The organism is Marivita sp., assembly GCF_048006345.1.
In the GTDB taxonomy this organism is placed as follows: Bacteria; Pseudomonadota; Alphaproteobacteria; order Rhodobacterales; family Rhodobacteraceae; genus Marivita.
The window spans coordinates 1,190,245-1,211,442 of the sequence record NZ_CP180351.1 but is presented as its reverse complement, the minus strand read 5'-3'; the positions used below and the strand labels follow the sequence as shown (position 1 = coordinate 1,211,442).

17 protein-coding genes and 1 tRNA gene are annotated in these 21,198 nt (G+C 61.9%); 9 read left to right on the top strand and 9 right to left on the bottom strand.

The window, feature by feature from the left end:
- Positions 1-84: 84 nt before the first annotated feature.
- The 3 genes from ACMVPR_RS05995 to ACMVPR_RS05985 all read right to left on the bottom strand — a co-directional run bounded on the left by ACMVPR_RS05995 (position 85) and on the right by ACMVPR_RS05985 (position 3,509).
- Positions 85-1,557 (bottom strand): carboxypeptidase M32, encoded by a 1,473-nt coding sequence (locus ACMVPR_RS05995; protein WP_416882108.1) that lies wholly within the window; start codon positions 1,555-1,557, stop codon positions 85-87.
- On the bottom strand, positions 1,554-2,702 hold the full coding sequence (gene ctaA, locus ACMVPR_RS05990) for a heme A synthase (protein WP_416882107.1): 1,149 nt from the start codon (positions 2,700-2,702) through the stop codon (positions 1,554-1,556). Before ctaA ends, ACMVPR_RS05995 begins: the two co-directional genes overlap by 4 nt.
- A gap of 63 nt (positions 2,703-2,765) precedes the next feature.
- Entirely contained in the window at positions 2,766-3,509 is a 744-nt protein-coding gene (locus tag ACMVPR_RS05985) for an RNA methyltransferase (RefSeq protein WP_416882106.1), read from the bottom strand.
- A 132-nt stretch (positions 3,510-3,641) separates the two neighbouring features.
- On the opposite strand from ACMVPR_RS05985, the gene ACMVPR_RS05980 reads away from it, so the two are divergent.
- The gene (locus ACMVPR_RS05980; RefSeq protein WP_416882105.1) at positions 3,642-4,265 is read left to right on the top strand and encodes a thiamine phosphate synthase; all 624 of its coding nucleotides are present in this window, start codon (positions 3,642-3,644) and stop codon (positions 4,263-4,265) included.
- Positions 4,266-4,511: 246 nt separating this feature from the next.
- Here the strand turns inward: ACMVPR_RS05980 and ACMVPR_RS05975 are convergent, their stop codons facing one another.
- Both ACMVPR_RS05975 and hemB read right to left on the bottom strand, forming a co-directional pair.
- Complete coding sequence (locus ACMVPR_RS05975; protein ID WP_292268088.1) at positions 4,512-5,069, bottom strand: YSC84-related protein; 558 nt, start codon at positions 5,067-5,069, stop codon at positions 4,512-4,514.
- 119 nt (positions 5,070-5,188) lie between these two features.
- Positions 5,189-6,190 (bottom strand): porphobilinogen synthase, encoded by a 1,002-nt coding sequence (gene hemB / locus ACMVPR_RS05970; protein ID WP_292268087.1) that lies wholly within the window; start codon positions 6,188-6,190, stop codon positions 5,189-5,191.
- A gap of 102 nt (positions 6,191-6,292) precedes the next feature.
- Here hemB and ACMVPR_RS05965 point away from each other — a divergent pair, with 102 nt between their 5' ends.
- The 4 genes from ACMVPR_RS05965 to ACMVPR_RS05950 all read left to right on the top strand — a co-directional run bounded on the left by ACMVPR_RS05965 (position 6,293) and on the right by ACMVPR_RS05950 (position 12,853).
- On the top strand, positions 6,293-6,820 hold the full coding sequence (locus ACMVPR_RS05965; protein WP_416882104.1) for a component of SufBCD complex: 528 nt from the start codon (positions 6,293-6,295) through the stop codon (positions 6,818-6,820).
- A 33-nt stretch (positions 6,821-6,853) separates the two neighbouring features.
- Entirely contained in the window at positions 6,854-10,333 is a 3,480-nt protein-coding gene (mfd, locus tag ACMVPR_RS05960; RefSeq protein ID WP_416882103.1) for a transcription-repair coupling factor, read from the top strand.
- 170 nt (positions 10,334-10,503) lie between these two features.
- Complete coding sequence (locus tag ACMVPR_RS05955) at positions 10,504-10,983, top strand: hypothetical protein (protein WP_416882102.1); 480 nt, start codon at positions 10,504-10,506, stop codon at positions 10,981-10,983.
- 76 nt (positions 10,984-11,059) lie between these two features.
- Positions 11,060-12,853, top strand: coding sequence for an SGNH/GDSL hydrolase family protein (locus ACMVPR_RS05950; protein ID WP_416882101.1), 1,794 nt, complete (start codon positions 11,060-11,062; stop codon positions 12,851-12,853).
- Positions 12,854-12,868: 15 nt separating this feature from the next.
- On the opposite strand, the gene ACMVPR_RS05945 is transcribed toward ACMVPR_RS05950, so the two are convergent.
- On the bottom strand, positions 12,869-13,789 hold the full coding sequence (locus ACMVPR_RS05945; RefSeq protein WP_416882100.1) for a hypothetical protein: 921 nt from the start codon (positions 13,787-13,789) through the stop codon (positions 12,869-12,871).
- 100 nt (positions 13,790-13,889) lie between these two features.
- Positions 13,890-13,963, bottom strand: a tRNA-Gly gene (locus tag ACMVPR_RS05940).
- A gap of 135 nt (positions 13,964-14,098) precedes the next feature.
- On the opposite strand from ACMVPR_RS05940, the gene ACMVPR_RS05935 reads away from it, so the two are divergent.
- The 3 genes from ACMVPR_RS05935 (at position 14,099) to ACMVPR_RS05925 (ending at position 16,698) form a co-directional block, all read left to right on the top strand.
- Positions 14,099-15,475, top strand: a complete 1,377-nt coding sequence (locus ACMVPR_RS05935; protein WP_416882099.1) for an NAD-dependent succinate-semialdehyde dehydrogenase — start codon at positions 14,099-14,101, stop codon at positions 15,473-15,475.
- Between the two features lie 30 nt (positions 15,476-15,505).
- Positions 15,506-16,102, top strand: a complete 597-nt coding sequence (locus tag ACMVPR_RS05930; RefSeq protein ID WP_416882098.1) for an SDR family oxidoreductase — start codon at positions 15,506-15,508, stop codon at positions 16,100-16,102.
- A 173-nt stretch (positions 16,103-16,275) separates the two neighbouring features.
- Positions 16,276-16,698: a hypothetical protein gene (locus ACMVPR_RS05925; RefSeq protein ID WP_416882097.1), complete on the top strand. Its 423-nt coding sequence runs from the start codon at positions 16,276-16,278 to the stop codon at positions 16,696-16,698.
- 249 nt (positions 16,699-16,947) lie between these two features.
- On the opposite strand, the gene ACMVPR_RS05920 is transcribed toward ACMVPR_RS05925, so the two are convergent.
- Positions 16,948-18,996 carry an ASKHA domain-containing protein gene (locus ACMVPR_RS05920; protein ID WP_416882096.1) on the bottom strand — a complete coding sequence of 683 codons (2,049 nt, stop codon included), beginning with the start codon at positions 18,994-18,996 and terminating at the stop codon, positions 16,948-16,950.
- A gap of 161 nt (positions 18,997-19,157) precedes the next feature.
- Here ACMVPR_RS05920 and ACMVPR_RS05915 point away from each other — a divergent pair, with 161 nt between their 5' ends.
- On the top strand, positions 19,158-19,625 hold the full coding sequence (locus ACMVPR_RS05915; protein ID WP_416882095.1) for a DM13 domain-containing protein: 468 nt from the start codon (positions 19,158-19,160) through the stop codon (positions 19,623-19,625).
- 329 nt (positions 19,626-19,954) lie between these two features.
- On the opposite strand, the gene ACMVPR_RS05910 is transcribed toward ACMVPR_RS05915, so the two are convergent.
- Positions 19,955-21,106 carry a CaiB/BaiF CoA transferase family protein gene (locus tag ACMVPR_RS05910; RefSeq protein WP_416882094.1) on the bottom strand — a complete coding sequence of 384 codons (1,152 nt, stop codon included), beginning with the start codon at positions 21,104-21,106 and terminating at the stop codon, positions 19,955-19,957.
- Positions 21,107-21,198 lie beyond the last annotated feature (92 nt).

The following is a 21,198-nucleotide window of genomic DNA, read 5'->3' as shown; positions in this document are numbered from 1 at the left end:
CCGTCATCCTCGAGCTTGACCATTGGGCCTCCCGATACCGTTATCCTCGGGTCATGCCCGAGGATGACGCTCTTTACTTCTGCGTCACACCCCGTAGAGCTCTCCGAACTTCGCTTCGAGATAGTCGAGCAAAGGCCCCTCATTAGGGGCGAACCCGCAGGCCCGCTCAATCACCTCGCGCGGCTCGTAAAGCCCGCCATGCCGTTGCAGATTGTCTCTAAGCCAACCCGTCGCGGCTGTGGTGTCACCCGCCGCCAGTTGCGCATCCAGATCCGGCACCGCCTTGCGCAGCGCCTCGTGCAGGCAACCCGCATAGACATTGCCCAGCGAATAGGTGGCGAAATAGCCGAACAGCCCCACCGACCAGTGCACATCCTGCAATACACCGTTGGACGGCTTGTCCACCGCATAGCCGAAATCGGCCTCGAACCGCGTGTTCCACGCCTCTTCCAGATCGGAAACATCGAGCGTTCCGGCAATCAACTGCCGTTCCAGATCGAACCGCAACAGCACGTGCAGATTGTACTGCACCTCATCCGATTCGGTCCGGATATAGCCTTTATGAACGCGGTTCACCGTGCCGTAGAACGCGTCCGGATCATTGATGCCGAAATCGCCAAACGCCTCGACCATCTGTCCATGCAGCCAGCCGGTAAAGGCGCGTGAGCGGCCCAGTTGGTTCTCATAGATCCGCGACTGGCTTTCGTGCACACCCATCGACACACCGCGCCCCAAGGGCGTCAGCAGGTAGGCCTGGTCGATGTTCTGCTCATAGGCCGCGTGACCGACCTCGTGGATTGTCGAATAGATGCAGTTGAACGGATCTTCCGGGTTCGTCCGCGTCGTGATCCGCACGTCATTGCCGGAACCCGAGCTGAACGGATGCACCGCCTTGTCCACACGCCCGCGGCTCATGTCATAGCCAAAGGTCTTGGCAATGTGCCGCGACAGCTTCATCTGCGCGCTTTCATCAAACGTGCCGCTTAGTGCTGCCGGGGCAGGGGCGCCCAACACCTTGTCGCGCAGCTCTACCAGACGCGGCCGCAAAGCACCGAACATCGCGTCGAGATCCGCCGCCGTCGCCCCTGGCTCGTAATCCTGCAACAGCGCGTCATAAGGATCGCCGCCTTCAGCCAAAGCCGCACCTTCCTGCCGCCGCAGATCCAGCACACGCTCCAGCGTCGGCGCAAAGGCCGCGAAATCGTCATTCGCCCGCGCCTCAGCCCAGATGCCCTGCGCCATCGACGTGGTGCGCGCCAACTCCGCCGCCAGATCGGCAGGTACTTTTGACGCCCGGTCGAAATCGCGCTGGATGTGACGCAGATGCGCCTTGGCCTCGTCATCGCCGCCCTCGGCCTTGGCCAGCCAATCCCCCACACGCGGGTCCATCCGTCGCGCATGCAGCACCGATTCCAGCGCCCCCATCTCCTCGGCCCGCTGCGCGGCAGCCCCGCGTGGCATGGTGGTTTCCTGATCCCAGCCAAGACGACCGGCGACCTGGCCCAGCGCCTCGGTCTCGCGCGTGAAGGCCATCAACTCGTCATAGGCGGTGGTCATGCCGTCGCTCCTCGAATGGATTGTTGAACCGGATACTGCGCCCCGAACCGCGCCCGCAGGATCAGCACCCAGAGGATCACAGCCCCCACCTGATGCGCAATCGCGATCTGCCAGGGTGCCATGTAAAGCACCGTCACGATGCCCAGCGCCATCTGCACCCAGAGCATCGCGAAGACCGCGTTGAAGCGAAACCGCGTGTCCGCATTGGGCGACTTGCGCGCCCTGAGCCAGACCACGATGCCGAAGGCCAGCAGCAGGTAACCCGCCATCCGGTGCATGAACTGCACCAGCCCGGCGTTCTCGAAGAAGTTGCGCCAGATGGGCTCAATATCGAAGGGGAAGGGCGGCAGAAACGCCCCGGCCATCAATGGCCAGTCGTTATAGGTGCGCCCGGCATCAATGCCGGCCACCAACGCGCCCAGCAGGATTTGCAGGAAGGTAAAGTGCAGCAACCCGGTGCCCAGCCCATAAAGCTTGCCCTCGCGTGACCGCCGCGCCTGCATCAGATCGCGTTCTTCGCGCCCCAGCTCGAACGTGTACCACGCGATGAAGCCAAGGATCACGAAGGCCAGCCCCAGATGCGTCGCCAACCGGTATGAGGCCACGTCAAGCATGGTGCCGGTGAGACCGGACGACACCATCCACCAGCCGATTGCACCCTGAATGCCACCCAGCACGCCAAGGAAGAACAGACGCCCAGTCCAACCGGTCGGGATCTTGCGCGCCAGCAGGAAGCCGAAAAAGCCCAATGCCCAGACAAGGCCGATCACCCGGCCCAACTGCCGGTGCCCCCATTCCCACCAGTAGATGAACTGGAACTCGGCAAGGCTCATGCCCTTGTTCTGCAACTGGTATTCCGGGATAGCGCGATAGAGGTCGAACTCCCGCTGCCAATCCTCAGCCGTCATTGGCGGCAAAGCCCCACTCAGGGGACGCCATTCGGTGATCGACAAGCCGCTGTCAGTGAGCCGTGTCAGCCCGCCCACCGCGATCATCACCATCACCAGCGCGAACAGGATCATCAGCCACACCCGGATCGCGCCACGCGCGCCGCGCTTGCCCGCGTCGATCATGCCACCCTTTGGGGTTTCCTTGCGCGGTGTCTCTGCACCAACTTCTTCAAAGATGCTGCGTTTGCTGCTCATTCACGGGGTCTCCTTCTTGGCCGAGACACTAGGCTTGGGGCAGGGGCGCTTCAAGGCGCAGGCCTAGCCCTTCTCCTTCCAGCGCACCATTTGCCGCAGCACACCGTGCAGCGTCTGCACATCGGCACGGGTCATGGGCATCCGCGACCACATGTTCCGCAGGTTCAGCTTCATGCTGTCCGCCTTGGTTGCGGGAAAGAAGAACCCCGCTTGGTCCAGCGTGTCTTCGTAATGTTCGGCCAGCTTGTCCATCTCGATGGCATTGGCCCAGTCGCTGCCCGCCATTTCCATGACCTCGGGCACAGTCTCAACTGATTGCCGCCGCCATTCGTACCCGGTGAGCAACACACATTGCGCAAGGTTCAGCGACGGAAACTCCGGGTTCACCGGAACCGAGATGATGGCATTGGCCAGCGCGATATCCTCGTTTTCCAGCCCGGCGCGTTCGGGACCGAACAACACCGCCACCTTTTCGCCGCCCGCGATCTTCTCGCGCGCAACCTCCATCGCCCGTTCCGGTGTCAGAACGGGCTTCGTGAGGTCCCGCTGCCGCGCCGTGGTCGCAAACACATACGTACAATCTGCCACTGCCTCCACGGTGCGATCGAAGAGCACCGCATCATCCAGAACGCGCCCGGCGCCCGAGGCCATGGCAACCGCGCTCTGGTTCGGCCAACCATCGCGCGGCGCCACAAGACGCATCCGATCCAGCCCGAAATTCAACATGGCTCGCGCAGCGGCACCGATATTCTCGCCCATCTGCGGGCGGACCAGCACAAAGGCGGGCTGCGGCGTGTCGCTTGGCATGGATGGTGTCTCCGAAAATCCCAGGTCGCGCCTGAGTATTGCGCGCAGGCTCAAAGGGCAAGCGGTGCAAGCCCTTGGCGCAGGGCGTGAAATCGCTGTATAGGGTGGCGATGACCAAGAAAGGGGCCGAAGATGTCCGACGCAGAGCAGCCGCAGATCTACCTGATCACGCCACCCGAGATCGAACTCAGCCATTTCCCGACCGATCTGGCCCGCGTGCTGGACGCGACCGAGATCGCCTGTATCCGCCTCTCTCTGGCCACCCGCGACGAAGACCTGATCCTGCGCGCCGCCGACGCCGTGCGAGAGGTGGCGCACCGGTTCGACGTGGCCTTGGTGATCGACACCCATGTGGTTCTCGCCCAGCGCCTCGGCCTCGACGGCGTGCATCTGACAGACGGTGCGCGCTCGGTGCGCATGGCCCGCAAGGAACTGGGTGCTGACGCCATTGTCGGCGCGTTCTGTGGCCACCTGCGCCATGATGGCATGAACGCCGGAGAAGCCGGAGCCGATTATGTCAGCTTCGGACCGGTGGGCGAGACGACATTGGGTGACGGATCGCGGGCAGAGGCAGAACTGTTCGAGTGGTGGTCTGAAATGATCGAGATCCCGGTGGTCGCCGAGGGCGGACTTGATGCCGACATCATACGCACCCTGTCACCGATCACGGATTTCTTTGGCATCGGAGAGGAAATCTGGCGGACAGATGATCCCGTGGCCGCACTGAAAACCCTGACCGCGGCGATGGCTGGCTGACCGGGGTAGGGGGCTGTCTGCCCCCTCGGCGCGTGCCGCGCCTCACCCCCGAAAGTATTTCTCAACCAGAGAAGTAACGAAGCGTTAACCTTAACGCGGCATCTTGCATGAGCGGTACAGGCGGAAGCGCCGATGACCGTAACCGGAGAAGCCCCCTGCCACAAATGCAGGGGGTGGACCCGGCCCATATCTTCTCTGGTTCACAAATACTTCGGGGGTTTGGGGGCAGAGCCCCCAAGCGTAGGATCAGGGAATGATCCTCGTGTATTTCACGCCTTCCAGCGTCGCGCCCAACCGCAGACCCGCCTGACCGAAGATCACCGCAATCACCGGTGCCAGCGATGTGGTGGTCTCGGCGGCAATGGTTTCACCACCTTCGGGGATCGCATATTCGATATTGGCACCTGCGGCCCAACCGGGCGAGCGGCGGAAGTTCATCAGCGCGTCTTCGGTCATGAAGAAGAGCACATGGGCGTATTGCTGCGCGCCGATCTGCAGGCCCGCGCTGGCCTTGGTGGTCGAGTAGTAATCCACCGTGATCCCACCCACACGCAACGCTCCGCGCCCGAAGGCGCCTCCCAGACCCAGACCTGCCTCGGTCACCAATGGCATGACCAGCAAACCATTGGCATTGGCGGCAAGGTTCTGCGTTCCGGGGAAGCGGCGGTACATTTCTGCAATCGTCGCATCTACCCGCGCGTCGATCCGTGCGCCACCATTGCCGCCCACGCCGTTGTTACAGCCGGCCAAAAGGAATGTCCCGCCAAGCCCAAGGGCCAGTTCGCGTCGTGTCAGGGATGTCATTGTCTCTGCTCTTTCTTTGCCGATGCCTCTGAAATCCGGCTGTGCCGCCGGTTGCGCATCAGTATAGCCGCAGAGACGCGCGCTGTCACTAAGGATAGATCACGATAAGCGGCGCACCGCTATCCGTTGAGCAACCGCGCTGCAGCCGGGGCAAAATAGGTCAGCACCCCGTCACAGCCTGCGCGTTTGAAGGCCATCAGGCTTTCCAGCATCACCCGGTCGTGATCGAGCCAGCCACGCTCGGCCGCGCCCGCCAGCATCGCGTATTCTCCGGACACCTGATAGGCGAAGGTCGGCACGCCGAACATGTCCTTGGTGCGGCGGCAAATGTCGAGATAGGGCATGCCCGGCTTGATCATCACCATATCGGCCCCTTCGGACAGGTCCCGCGCGATCAGGCGCATGGCCTCGTCGGAATTGCCGGGGTCCATCTGGTACCCCTTCTTGTCGCCCTTGAACGCCCCGGACGCCCCCACCGCATCGCGGAAGGGACCATAGAACGCACTGGCATATTTCGCGGCATAGCTGAGGATGGCGACGTTCCTGAACCCTTCGCTTTCCAAAGCCCCGCGCATCGCGGCGATGCGGCTGTCCATCATGTCGGACGGGCCGATAATGTCCGACCCGGCGCGCGCCTGAGACAGCGTCTGCTTGACCAGCGCCTCGACGGTTTCGTCGTTGAGGATATAGCCGCTCTCATCCATGTACCCGTCATGGCCGGTGATGTTGTAGGGGTCGAGCGCAACATCTGTCATCACCATGATGTCCGGCACGGCATCCTTGATCGCGCGAGTGGCGCGGTTGGACAGGTTCTCGGGGTTCCAGGCCTCGGCGCAATCCTTGGTCTTCAGAGACGGGTCGGTGTAGGGAAACAGGCAGATTGCCGGAATCCCGAGGCTGTAGGCCTCACGTGCCGCTTCGACCACTTTGTCCACCGACCGGCGCACGACACCCGGCATGGAGGGCACGGGTTCTTCGATCCCCTCACCATCGCGCACAAAGACCGGCCAGATGAAATCATCGGGCGTCAGGGTGTTTTCGCGCACCATGGCACGCAGGGCTTCGGTGCGGCGCAGACGGCGCAAACGTGTGGCGGGAAAAGCGGGGGTGATCGGTTTCATCGGGGCAGTCCTTGTCTTTGCCGTATTTGGGTGGCATGGAATGACCGCTGGAACAAGGCCTGCCACGCGTTAAGGCCATTTGAACAAGGGATGACGCGCGCCTTGGATTGGTACTCTACCGTCTTTGAACTGATCGACATGCGGTCGTTTTCGAACCTCTGGTTCTGGATCGCGTTGGCCGTTGCGTGGTCTTCGGCCAGCCATTGGGTGCTGGGCGTGCCCTTCGACATGGTCAGTCGCGCACGGCGCAAGGGGGGGCAGGCGGCAGAAGATTTGACTGATCTGCTGCGCATCAACACCACCCGGCTGCTCTACATCGCAGACGAAGCCGGGCTTTGGGTGATTGCCTCGGGCACCTTCTTCCTGACCGGCTTTGCCGTGTTGGGCTGGGTCTACTGGGTCGAGATCGCACAGGCCCTGTTTCTTCTCGGGTTCCCCATGTCGCTGGTCAGCCTTCTGAGCGTCTACACAGCCCATGCCTTGCACGAAAAGGATCACGACCTTGACGCGGTCTACAAACGCCTTGGTCGCCACCGTCTGATCGTTCAGGGTATCGGCATGGTGTCGATCTTTGTCACCGCGATGTGGGGCATGTACATGAACCTCAGCGTTGGCGTTCTTGGCGGTTGACGCGGAGCCGGTGCCGCGCCACATGAGCGCGCTATGAAGACATCCCAACACATCACCATGGGCGGCGCGCCCGAAGGCTATGACGCCCGTCTGGTTCTGGCCGAAGCCGAGAAACACGGCGGCGCGGTCTGCCACATCGCCCGCGACGACCGTCGTTTGGCGCAAATGCGCGAGGCGCTGCGGATTTTTGCGCCGGGAATGCCGGTCTTTGTCTTTCCTGGCTGGGATTGTCTGCCCTATGACCGGGTGTCGCCGAACCCCGACATTTCCGCCACACGCATGGCAACTCTGGCGGCGCTCACTCATGCGATGCCGCAGCAATATGTGCTGCTCACCACCATGAGTGCGGCCACGCAGCGGTTGCCCGCCCGCGAGGTGCTGCGCGAGGCCGCCTTTACCGCCCGTGTCGGCAATCGCGTGAACGAAGAGGCACTGCGGAATTTCCTTGTTCGGATGGGGTTTTCCCAAGCACCCACCGTTCTTGAACCCGGCGATTATGCCATTCGAGGCGGCATAATTGACATCTACCCGCCAGGGGATGGTGGGCCGGTGCGGCTTGATCTGTTTGGCGATGTTCTGGACGGGGCGCGCCGGTTCGATCCGGCAACGCAGCGCACGACAGAAAAGCTGGATCTGGTGGAACTGGCCCCGGTGTCGGAGGTCATTCTGGACGAAGCAGCGATCACCCGCTTTCGCCAGAACTATCGCATCGAATTTGGCGCGGCAGGGACCGACGATCCGCTCTACGAGGCGGTGAGTGCGGGACGCAAACAGGCCGGGATGGAGCATTGGCTACCGTTTTTCCATGCGCGTCTTGAAACACTCTTTGATTACCTGCCCGGTGTTCCCGTCACACAGGACGATCAGATCACGCCGGCACGGCTCTCGCGGTGGGACGGGATTGTGGACCAGTACGAGACCCGCAAAGCCGCGCTTGCGCAGAAGTCGCGCATGGACACGGTCTACAAGCCGGTGTCGCCCGAACAGCTTTACCTTGACGATGCCGCGTGGAACGCGGCTTTGGGTGACCGACGGGTTGTGCAATTCCATCCGCTGGCGCAGGCCTCTGGCCCCGGCGTGGTGGATGCAGGCGGGCGCATCGGGCGCAATTTCGCACCGGAGCGTCAACAGGAAAGCATCAGCCTTTTCAGCGCTTTGGCGGATCATGTTCGTAAGAAGATGCAGGATGGCCCTGTTGTTATAGCGTCCTATTCCGAGGGCGCACGTGAACGCCTGTCCGGACTGATCGAAGACGAAGGGCTGGCCGAAACGATTCATGTCAACGATCTGACCCGTGTCGGCAAACGCGGTCTGCACCTTGCGGTCTGGCCGTTGGAACAGGGGTTCGAAGCACCTTGGAGTGAGGCTGGCAAAGAGGCCCGGATCACCGTTGTGTCCGAGCAGGACGTTCTAGGTGATCGCCTGATCCGGTCCCCGAAGAAGCGCCGCAAGGCCGAGAACTTCCTCACCGAAACCCAATCGCTGTCTCCCGGCGATCTGGTGGTCCACGTAGACCACGGCATCGGTCGCTATCTGGGGATGGAGGTCATCACGGCCGCAGGCGCCGCGCATGAATGCCTCCTGCTCGAATATGCCGAAAGTTCAAAGCTTTATCTACCGGTCGAAAACATCGAACTGTTGTCCCGCTACGGTCACGAGGAAGGCCTGCTGGACAAGCTGGGTGGTGGTGCGTGGCAGGCCAAGAAGGCCCGCCTGAAAGAACGCATCCGCGAAATGGCGGACAGGCTGATCCGCGTCGCGGCAGAGCGTGCGTTGCGCAAGGCCCCCGTGATGGACCCGCCGCCGGGTGCGTGGGACGCGTTCTCGGCCCGGTTCCCCTATCAGGAAACCGACGACCAGCTGCGCGCCATCGAAGACGTGATGGCGGATATGCATTCCGGCCAACCGATGGACCGTCTGATCTGCGGCGATGTGGGCTTCGGCAAGACCGAGGTCGCGATGCGCGCGGCCTTTGTCGCCGCCATGTCCGGCGTTCAGGTGGCGGTGATCGCGCCGACCACGCTGCTGGCCCGCCAGCACTACAAGAGTTTTGCCGAACGCTTCAGGGGATTTCCTTTGGAAGTCAGACCCTTGTCGCGCTTTGTGTCGGCCAAGGATGCCAACGAAACCCGTGACGGGCTTGCCCGTGGCACGGTGGATATCGCGGTCGGAACACATGCGCTTCTGGCCAAGGGCATCCAGTTCAAGAACCTCGGCCTCTTGATCATCGACGAAGAGCAGCATTTCGGCGTCGCGCACAAGGAGCGTCTGAAGCAGTTGCGCTCGGACATTCACGTGCTGACGCTGACCGCCACGCCGATCCCGCGCACGCTGCAATTGTCGCTGTCGGGCGTGCGTGACCTGTCGATCATCGGCACACCGCCGGTCGACCGTCTGGCGATCCGCACCTATGTCAGCGAATTCGACGCGGTGACGATCCGCGAAGGGCTGCTGCGCGAGCATTATCGCGGCGGCCAGAGCTTTTTCGTCGTGCCGCGCATCAGTGACCTGCCCGAGATCGAAGACTTCCTGAAAACGCAGGTGCCCGAGGTGTCCTATGTCGTGGCCCATGGTCAGATGGCGGCGGGCGAGTTGGACACCCGCATGAACGCGTTTTACGACGGCAAGTATGACGTTCTGCTGGCGACCACCATTGTGGAATCGGGCCTCGACATTCCGACCGCGAACACGATGGTCATCCACCGCGCGGATATGTTCGGGCTGAGCCAGCTCTACCAGATCCGGGGCCGGGTGGGCCGGTCCAAGACCCGCGCCTATGCCTATCTGACGACAAAACCCCGCGCCAAACTGACCCCTGCCGCCGAAAAGCGCCTGCGGGTTCTGGGGTCGCTCGACACGCTGGGGGCGGGGTTCACTCTGGCATCGCAGGATCTCGACATCCGGGGTGCGGGCAACCTTCTGGGCGAGGAACAATCCGGCCAGATGCGCGATGTGGGCTACGAGTTGTACCAGCAGATGCTGGAAGAGGCGATCGCCAAGATCCGCTCGGGCGAAATGGAAGGCCTGACCGAGACCGACGACCAATGGGCGCCGCAGATCAATCTTGGCGTGCCGGTGCTGATCCCGGAAGAGTATGTGCCGGATCTCGATGTGCGTCTGGGTCTCTACCGTCGCCTGTCGTCGCTGCACAGCAAGGTGGAGCTGGAGGGCTTTGCCGCCGAGCTGATCGACCGCTTCGGCAAGCTCCCGCGCGAGGTGAACACGCTGCTTCTGATCGTGCGGATCAAGGCGATGTGCAAACGGGCCGGGATCGCGAAACTCGACGGCGGGCCGAAGGGGGTCACGATCCAGTTTCACAACAACAAGTTCGCGTCGCCTCAGGGGCTGGTGGAGTTCATCCAGGACCAGAAAGGTCTTGCCAAGGTCAAGGACAACAAGATCATCGTCCGCCGCGACTGGGCCAAGGACAGCGACAAGATCAAGGGTGCCTTCGCCATTGCTCAGGATCTGGCCAAGAAAGTGAAAGACGCCGAAGCGAAGACGAAAGCGTAATCCCAATCCACCGCGCGGTCGCAGTCAATTTTTTCAGCCAAGGGTGCAGCCGCCCTTGACCGAAAGCTGCCATCGCGGGACAATCCAGCATCTCTAAACGTTTCTATAAATCAATTCGAGGCATGACAGGCGTCGCCCTATCGAAAGTCATTTTCGAAAGGACGACTTCTATGCCCGCATTTTATCGTGAAAGCCCGACGCGGCTGGTACAGGATCAGTCGACATGTTGGGCAGCTGCAGCCGAGGCCTATACGGAAAAGACAATAGGCCAGGATCACGTAACCCTGGTCGAACTGATGGATGAGGCGAAAGCCGCCGGCATGAGTGCGTGGAATGGCGCGCTCAAGGGCGGAGACAAATCTATCAAATGGCTTGCGAACCGTTTGAATTTGCAATGGTTCCACGGAAGCAACCTCGCCTCCAACGCGTCGATGCTGCCGCGTCTAAAGACAAGCCACGTCATTTACATGTATCGGAAACGGACATGGAAAACGTCGGTTCATGCCGTTTGTGTCTGGGGAACGGATGACAATATTGTCGCCGCCATGGACCCCTTGCACGGACAATGGACATTCGATGACCCGGCGACTTTTGACTATTCTTGGGAGCTTTGTCTCTGGCGGAAAAATCTCGTCTCAAATAGCCTGTAGCATGCCACGCTGCATCGCAGCACCTGTTCCGGCAAGCCGCCAAAATTTTCCGTACGCAAACGGTGGGGACTGAAACATGCGAACCGGTCAGCTTTACATCTTCGGCGACAGCCTTTCTGACGATGGGGCCCGCGCGGTTCAGGTGCAGGACGAACCGATTGACCTGTTTTTCGCGGGGCGTGCCTCGAACGGGCCGGTCTGGCACGAATATATCCGCAATGATCTGGCCATCGCGCCTGCGGCCATGTCGATCAGCCAGGCACCCAACTTTCAGGGCTACCTCAGCGGCTCAGCGCTGAACGGTATCAATTTTGCGCATTCCGGCGCGGTATCGTCTTCGACCGACGATCCGTTGCTTCCGGGGGCGGTTCAACAGGCCGAAGGGTTTGCAGCCTTGGTGGCTTCGGGCGACATCCCGGCCCCGGACGATCAGGATGTGTTCGTGATCTGGATCGGCGGCAACGATTTCCTGAGCTTCGCGGACGCCACGATTTCGGACATCTTCGACATCCTGAATCTGGACGAGTCGATCATCGACAATATCGAAACCGCCGTCGACACACTGGCGGCCGTGGGCGCACGCAATTTTGTCTTCCTCGGACAACCCACCATCGGCGGTGCGTTCCTCGGGGCCGAGGCGCCAGCGGGGTCGTTGCTGGCCAGTCTTTGGAACAGCCTGACGAAGACGTATAATGACGCCCTTCAGGATTACGCAGACGGCGTGGGCGCGGTGGACGGGCAGACATCGCTTTTTATTGATATCGCAGACTTCATCGACGATCTCGAAGACAATCCCGCGCAATACGGGTTCACGAATGTGACCAGTGACATCTTCACGGATGGCGCAGATCCCGCGGATCAAAGCTATTTCAGTGTCGACGGCATCCACCCGACCGGCGCAGGCCATGCCGCAATTGCCGAATATGTCGTTCGGGCCGCTGCTGCGGCCGGGTTCGATCTGACCGCGATGGCTGGCAATGTCGTCCCCGGTTCGGCGCGCGACGATGATCTGATGGGCACTGCCGGCCCCGACAGCCTCACCGGGGAGGGCGGCAACGACATGCTTTCGGGAGGCGACGGGCTGGACATCGCGATCCTGCAGGGCGCGCAGAACCTCTACACGTTGACCATTGGCGATGAGATCACCCTGACGGACCGCAGCGGTGTGGACGGCACCGACACCCTGCGCGGGGTCGAGTTTCTTGATTTCAGCGATGGCCGCTTTGACCTGACGCGCTTTGACGATGGCGTGACCCTGACAGGCGACCAGTTTCGCAGCCTGACCGAAGTCTATGTCAGCTATTTCAACCGCGCCCCCGATGCGTTGGGATTGCTTTTCTGGGCAGATGCCTTGGCAAACGGCACAACGCTGGACCGGATTTCGGATGCATTCGCCATGTCCGAAGAAGGACTGGATGTTTTCCCACTCGACGCGCAATTGTTCGAATTCGTCTCGTCCGTGTACCAGAACACACTTGGCCGCGCCGGCGATGATGCAGGCGTGAATTTCTGGGCCAATGCCTTGCAATCGGGTGGTGTGGGGCGCGGCGACTTCGTATTGCGCGTTCTGGAAGGCGCGCGCGCGGCCCCACCCGAAGACGCAACGCCCGAGTTCCTTGCCCAACAGGTGGCAGACCGGGCCTATCTTGACGGGAAGATCGACATCGGGCTTTACGTCGCAACGCAACTTGGTCTGAGCGATGTGGCCGCTGCCTCAGGTATCATGGCCCTTTACGACGGGTCCGGCCAAAGTGTTGCAGCCGCGATTGCCGCAGCGGACCAGACGTCCGAGGTCGCGTCGGGCATCGACGGCAGCGGGCAGTTCCTGATCGAGCTGGTCGGCATTGGCGATGCGCTGTCGATCGTGTGACGCGTGGATCGCCGCCTAACCATCTGACATGCCCTTGCGCAGCGCTGGCAGCTCGAGGTCGTCGTGGATTGTCACCTCATTCTCGGGTGATATCGAGACAACCCGGAGATAGGGCGCTCCTGCCGAAGGGTCGGTGACATGGTTCCGGGACAGCCCGGCGACCAAGGCGCCCGTACCGGGCCGCCGATCCACGGCTTCTGCCAATTCGCGTCTGAACCGGCATTGGAAGCTGTTGCAAATGTCAGCGCGCAGCGGGCGGTCCAACGTGCAGCCTTGCGGTCCGTGATACACGCAACTGCCGGTGGTCGAAATCGCCGGAATGCGAGACAGGTATGCCTGCACAAGCGCTTCCGGCGTCACCTCCGGGTCTTTCCAGCGCTGACAGGTGATGGTTCCCTCCGTCAGGAAGGCGTGCCGGTCACCACCCAAGAGGCAACAATCCCCCTGGCACGCGATGCAGGCGGCATTCAGAACGACGGGTTCCTCGTTTTCCTGCTTCAACCGGGTGACGTAACCCGGATCATTCTCGGGTGGTTCCGGGTGGGTTGAGACGCCGTCAGCTTTGGCAAAGCTGGACTCGACAATGGAACGCAGATGCGCCTCGAAGGCGGCGCGGCGCGCGTCGGGCAATGGCACCTGTGGCAGGTCGATATAGGGCGCGAGGCCATGTGCGATGCGTCCCAGATGGGGCACACCGATCTTTCTTGCTGCGTCCCGAAGAACACGGCGGGTGCGGCGGTGCGAAATCGCGCGCAACTCGGCCTCTTTCTGATCTCGTTTGCGGGCAATCGCGGCTGTGACCTCGATCTTGTGGCGGGTCCGGCAATTTACGTTGTCACAGATGTCCTCAGCATCTTCCGCAAGCGGACGCCGACACAGGCGGCACAGCCAAGGTGGACCGTGGCGAAGGGGGCGGTGGAAAACGGGGCCAGCCATATCTGCACTTTCAAAAAATCTGATCGGAAATGCAGACAGGATGGCACAGAACCGGACGCGGTCAATCCATTAAAGCGGAGCGGGACAGGTGTGGAAGGAGTGGAGCGGGTAGCGGGAATCGAACCCGCAACGTAAGCTTGGGAAGCTCGCGTGATACCTTTTCACCATACCCGCGCTCTGGAGCGACGGGATACGCCGCGGGCTGATCCGCGTCAAGATCGCTCCGCATGATTGCCATGTCCGAGGGAACGATCCGGCACATCGCGCGTTGCCTGACCAACGAAACCCATAAACACAATCGAGGTCAGCATGTCGAAGATGGAAACCATCAACCCAGCCACCGAAACCCCCATTGCCACATACGAGGTGATGGACAGGGACAGCGCGGTGGCCAAGGTCGAGGCCTGTCATGCCGCGTTCCTCGACTGGCGCAGCAAGACACATCAGGAGCGCGCGCCGTACCTGACGAAGATCGCCAAGGCGCTGCGCAGCAATGCCGATGACCTGGCCAAGCTGATGACCCGCGAGGTCGGCAAGCTTTACCGGGACAGCAAGTCCGAGGTGGAGCTCTGTGCGCAGATCTTCGAATACACCGCCGAACATGGGCCGGCCGAACTGGCCGACGAGACCCGCACCCATTCCGGGGGCGAAAAAACAGGGCTTGTCACCTATCAGCCCATCGGCGTGATCTACTCCATCCAGCCGTGGAATTTTCCGCTCTACCAGCCGGTGCGCGTGCTGGCGGCGAACCTGATGGCGGGCAATGGCGTCGTGTTGAAACACGCGTCAATCTGCACGGGCAGCGGGCTGAAACTGCGCGAGATCTGTATCGAGGCGGGTCTGCCCGAGGATCTGTTCCAGGTGGTGATCATCGCCCACGACACGTCGGACGATCTGATCGCCCACAAGCTGGTGCGCGGTGTGACCATGACCGGCAGCGATGGCGCGGGTCGCCATATCGGCGCACTGGCGAGCAAGCATCTCAAGAAGACGGTTCTCGAACTGGGGTCGAACGACGCCTACCTTGTGCTGGAGAAGGCCGACGTCGAATTGGCGGTCAAGACCAGCGTCATGGGGCGGCTCTTCAACAACGGCGAGACCTGTGTCTCGGCCAAGCGCTTTGTCGTGACGGACGCTGTCTATGACGCCTTCGTCGATGCCTTTGTCGAACAGATGAAGGCGATCAAGATGGGCGATCCGATGGATGAGAACACGCAGCTTGGACCGCTCTCCAGCAAGGACCAGTTCGATACCGTGAAAGAGCAAGTGACGAAAAGCGTCACCAAGGGCGCGAAGCTGCTCTGCGGTGGCGATCCGAAAGACGACACAGGGCATTACTACCCAGCGACCGTCCTCGCCGATGTCTCGCCGGGGATGCCCGCCTATGACGACGAAATCTTCGGCCCCGTGGCCGCCGTCATCCGCGCCAAGGATGATGAGGACGCGATGCGCATCGCCAATGACAGCCGCTACGGCTTGGGCGGCGGCATCTTCTGCCAGGACGAAGAGCACGCGATGAAACTCGCCCGCGATCACTTTGACACCGGCATGGTGCGGATCAACAGCTTTGGCGCGGCGGATCCGAACATGCCGTTCGGCGGTGTCAAGGACTCAGGCTACGGCCGCGAACATGGCGGGTTCGGGATGAGGGAGTTCGTGAACATCAAGGCGATCTTCCGTCCCTGAACCGACCCCTCCGATCTGAAAGGACATATCATGAATATTCTAGTAGCCGGAGCCACCGGCAAAACAGGCCTGCGCCTGACCCAAACCCTCTTGGCCAATGGCCACCACCCGATTGCGCTGGTGCGCGACAGCTCTGACACCTCGGATCTGCCCAATGGCACCGAGACGCGCCATGGCGATCTGACCGACCTGCAACCGGGCGTCTGTGATGGCTGCGACGTGGTGGTCTTTGCCGCCGGGTCGGGCAGCAGCACCGGGCCGGAAATGACCGACAAGGTTGACCGAGACGGCGCAAAGCGGCTGGTCGATCTGGCCAAGGACGCGGGCGTTTCGCGGTTTGTCATGCTCAGCACCGTGGGCGCGGGCGACCCGGACCCCGACAGCAAGCTGGGGCATTACCTGATGGCCAAACACGAGGCGGACGAACACCTCAAGGCGTCAGGGCTGGACTTTGCCATCCTGCGGCCCGTGGCGCTGACCGATGAGGACGGGTCGCGCGACATCGTCTTTGGGGATGCCGTAGACGTGCAGGGCGAGGCCGCCCGGGGCGACGTGGCCTATGTGCTGGCGCAGGCGGTGGACGACCCGGAGTGGCGCGGCAAAACGCTGCTGATGGCGTCGGCATGAGATTGGGGTGCGTGCTTCGGTGCGCACCTTTTTCGTTGGGGTGATGCGTGAAATCAAAGCGAAGCTCTGAAATTTCTCATTCTCGCCTCAATGAATCTATTTCACCAGATTAAGGCGGTGGTCGCGCATAGGTTGCGTGTCATATCGTTTTTTTTGATGAAATGGGAAAACTCATGTTGAAACGCATAATCATGGCAAGTTTGCTTTGGTCATTGTCACCAGTGGCTGTCAGTGCATTCGAAATCAAACAGCCAGATGCATTTTTTAACGAACCCTTTAACTCACAGCGCCAAGCGTGCCTTGACCAATTCGAGACAGCACTTGTGAGCCGATTTGATAAACTGACCTCTATCTCCTTGGGCGATCCATCATTCTTCAGTGACATTGACGGGACTTACGCACTTGTCACTTTCGCTGGCGTCACATTCGATAGCGGCCATGGTTCTGCAAACGGTGCGATTACCTGCCTCTTTCTGGAAGGTGGACGTCGGTTGACCCACGTGTCAGCGACGTTCCAGCCCCCTGGTATCATGGGAGCGGCACGCGCAGGCTTTCCTCAACAGCGCTTGCTGTCCGCCGGAGCGCAGGTATTTTAGCAAGTGTATTTTGCGTGAAATCACGCACCATACGCCATGTCACCACATTGGATCACAGAGCAAGCGTCCGACCGGGTGGGCGCGGAACGCGCCCGCCATGGGGCGGGCGGACGCGTCGCCGCCGCTGCGCGACGGCGGGGTTTCGAATGTCTGGCGTAGAGGTCTGGTAGGGTGCGTGCTCGCACGCACCATCATCTTACATTCCTACAAGGTGCGTGAAATCACGCACCCTACAGCGAGGCTTCCCCTTCACCCCCGCTTCCGCCGCCGCACCCGACCGCCGTCACTCCCATCCCCCTGCGTGTTGAACCCGACGACGGGCAGAGTCACCACCTTGCCCAGTTCCGGGAACGGGTCGGTGGCGTGGGGGATGGCGTTGGCGGCGACGAAATGTTCCTGAAAGCGCGGCTCGATGGCGGTTTCGACCTTGGTGATCTGGCGCACGGTGCGTTCGATCTCGGCCCGCGCGGCCAGATTGCAGAGCGCGATGCGCGCCCCGGTGCCAGCGGCGTTGCCCGCGCTTGATACCTTGTCTAGCGGCACGTCCGGGATCATCCCGAGCACCATCGCATGTTTGGCGCTGATATGCGCCCCGAACGCGCCTGCCAGCACTACGCGGTCCACCACGTCCACGCCCATCTCGTCCATCAACAACCTCGCGCCCGCGTAGAGCGCGGATTTGGCCAGCTGGATCGCGCGGATGTCGCCTTGGGTGACGGTGATGCGCGGGCCGCCCTCGGCCGTGGCGTCGTGGATCAGGTAGGCGTTGGTGCGGCCTTCGGCAAAGCAGCGGTCGGTCCCGGTCTGCGCCGCCGATCCGATCAGGCCCGAGGGGTCGAGCAGCCCCGCAATGCGCAACTCGGCCACCGCCTCGATGATGCCAGAGCCGCAGATGCCGGTGATGCCGGTGGCGGCGGTCTCGTCCCAGAAGCCGTCCTCGTCCGACCACTTGTCACAGCCGATCACGCGGAAGCGTGGTTCCTTGGTGACGGGGTCAATGCGGATCGCCTCGATCGCACCGGGCGCGGCACGCTGGCCGGATGAGATCTGCGCACCCTCGAAGGCGGGGCCGGTGGGCGAGGAACAGGCGAGCACGCGGGTGGTGTTGCCCAAGAGGATCTCGGCATTGGTGCCCACATCGACGATCAGCACGAGATCGTCAGATTTGCCAGGCTGTTCCGACAGCGCCACAGCGGCGGCATCCGCCCCCACATGGCCCGCGATGCAGGGCAGCAGGTGGATCTGGGCACTAGCGGGCAGGGTGGTGAGGTCGAGATCGCGGGCGGTCAGGTTGAGGTGGTTCGATGTGGCGAGCGCAAAGGGCGCCTGACCCAGTTCTACCGGGTCGATGCCGAGGAGCAGGTGGTGCATCACGGGGTTGCAGACGAACACGGTTTCCAGAATGAGAGAGGGGTCAATCTGCGCCTCTTTGGCGATTTCCTCGGCCAGCGTGTTGATCGCCTCGCGCACCGCGCGGGTCATCTCGGCATCGCCGCCGGGGTTCATCATGGCGTAGGAAACGCGGCTCATCAGGTCTTCGCCAAAGCGGATCTGCGGGTTCATGATACCCGATGAGGCCACGACTTCGCCTGTGTCGAGATTGGTCAGATGCGCCGCGACGGTGGTGGAGCCAAGGTCGATGGCAAGGCCGTAGAGGCCGCCTTCGTGCAGCCCCGGCCATGCGGCGATGATCTGCGGCGTGGCGTCTTTGGTTGTCTTGTGGAGTGCCACGGTGATCGCCCATTTGCCTTTGCGCAGAACGGGTTGCAGGCGGGACAGCACCGGGAAGGCGCAAGTGATCTGTGCGATCTCCCACTGGTCCTTGAGCGCACGGGCGACGCGCTCCAGATCACCGGTGGGGGTGTGCATGTCGGGCTCATCGACCTCGATGTAGTAAAGCCGGGTGGCCGGGTCCATTTCGATCACCCGCGCGCTGGCGGCCTTGCGGACAACCTGACGGTGGACCTGGGATTCGGGCGGCACGTCGATCACGATGTCGCCCTGAACCTTGGCCTGACAACCCAGACGACGCCCCGGCTTCAGCCCGCGCTTTTCGTCATACCGCGCCTCAACCGCGTTCCAGTCGGACAAAGCGCCCTCTTTTGCGGTGACGCCATGTTTGGAGAATTCGCCATAGCCGGGCGTGATCTGGCATTTTGAACAGATGCCGCGCCCGCCGCAGACGGAGTTGAGATCCACGCCCAATTGCCGTGCGGCCGTCAGCACCGGGGTGCCGACAGGGAACCGGCCGCGTTTGCCGGAGGGGGTGAAGACGACGAGCGGGTCTTGTTGGGACATGGGATTCTCTCTGGCCTTTGTTGACCGGGACCATAGCGTTCCGCGCGGTGGGAAAAAGGTGAATTGCGTCATAATGTTTATGCAGAGCGGCATGGGATGCGGCGTTGACCGGCTTGGACGCCCGGTGCAAGAGTGAAGACGACTTTGTGATGGAGTGTCCCATGCGTAACCTGTTCCGTCTCATCACCCATGGCGCGGCGTTTGTCGCCGGTCTCGCGCTTGGCATCTACATCCTGCCGATCCTGACCGCCGCGCCTGCGCCGGATGCCGGTATGCTTGAGGAAAAAGCGTCCCGCGCGCTGTATTCGGTTGAGTTGACACGCGATCTGCGCGGCAGCGATTTCCTGCACTGGGACGAGGGCATGATCAGCGTCACTCCCGAAGAGATCGTGCATGAGGGCAAGCTGGCGCCGGGACCGGATTACAAGCTCTACCTGACCAAGGAATTCGTCGACCACGAGGACGCGTTCGAGCCGATCAAGGCCGAGGCGGTGCTGATCGGGGATGTGAAATCCTTTTCGGGCTTTTTGCTTGCAGTACCGGAAGGTGTCGACGTGGCAGACTACAACACGGTTGTGGTCTGGTGCGAGGCGTTTGGCGAGTTCATCACCGCCGGGCAGTACAAATAGCGCGCAGGACGACCCCGCCGCGGCAGGGCCGGGCAGGGCGTCTGGATCATCTGTCCTGAGTGGAAGCGGCGCCGCCCCTTGGGCCTGACCGTTCTCTCGTGCTAACAAAGCCGTGGCTTTGGACCTGTACCCCGGTGACGGGGCCTAGTGTGACCGGTCTCTCATGGTCGTCCCCGCACCGGGGCGTTCGAGAGCAATGTCAGTTCTGGTGTCGCGGCATGGGAGTGACCCTTCCCGCTCAAAAGCTTTTGTGCGGCAGAAGGTGACGCAGAGGCGTTAAAGACTTAGAAAGCCTGCGTCCGGTGGCGTGCAAGCACGTTTGAACGCGCCTAGTCCTTGCCCTCAAGCCAGCGCAGGATCTCACCCCGGTCTCCGTCGAGATCGGGAGCAGCGGGGCGCACCGTCGGATCGCCAAGGCCAGACATCTTGATCGGGTTGCCTGCTGCCTTGAAGGCAGGGCGTCCATTGCGGTCAAGCACGTCCACCACCATATTGCGGGCGAGGATCTGCGGATCGCGCATCACTTGCGCCACGTCCTGGATCGGACCGCTTGGGATGCCCGCTGCGCCCAGTTTGGCGATCCAATGAGCGCGAGTCTTGTCAAGGGTCACCGCCTCGATCAACCGCTTGAGAAGGCGGGCATTTTCCACCCGCGCCGGATTGGTTGCAAAGCGCGGATCGTCAGACAAAGGCAGGTTCAGCGCGACGCAGAGCTTTTCGAACAGCACGTCGTTCCCGGCTGCGATCACGAACAGACCGTCCGAGGCATGGAAGGTCTCAAACGGCGCGATCGACGGATGCCGCGCCCCTGTCGGCACGGGAGGCGTTCCGGTAACCGAGGTGATGGCGATGGCGTGTTCGAGGATCGCAAGTTGGGCGTCCAGCATCGACACGTCCACCTTGCGACCAACACCGCTGCGTTCACGGTCCATCAGCGCGGCGAGCACACCTTGGCTCAGGTACATGCCCGCCACGATATCGCCGATGGAGGCACCCACCCGCACAGGCTCGCGCCCCTTTTCGCCGGTGATCGACATGACCCCGCCGCGTGCCTGCACAACCATGTCATAGGCGGGACGTTTGGCCTCGGGCCCGGTATGGCCGAAGCCGGACACCGCGCCGTAGATTAGGCGCGGGTACTCGGCATGCAGGTCGTCCCATCCATAACCCAGCCGCTCCATCACGCCGGGGCGGTAGTTTTCAAGGATGACATCGGCACGCGGCAAGAGCCGTTCGAAAATCGCGCGATCCTCCTCCTTCTTGAGGTCCAGCGCGATGGATTTCTTGCCGTGATTGATGGCCGCAAAATAGGCGGATTTGCCTTTGGCAAAGGGCGGAAAGGCGCGCGTGTCGTCGCCTGCGCCCGGTCGTTCCACCTTGATCACATGCGCGCCCAGATCGGCCAGCGTCATGGAACAGAATGGTCCGGCCAGCACATGGGTGAGGTCGAGGATCGTGATGCCTGCGAGCGGTTTGGTCATGGTGTGCCTGCCGAGTCGGTTTTTTCCAAGTGAACGCAGCCGACCCAACAAGTGCAACAGGGCTGTGATGGGTCGGCGGAAACCCGTCGTTT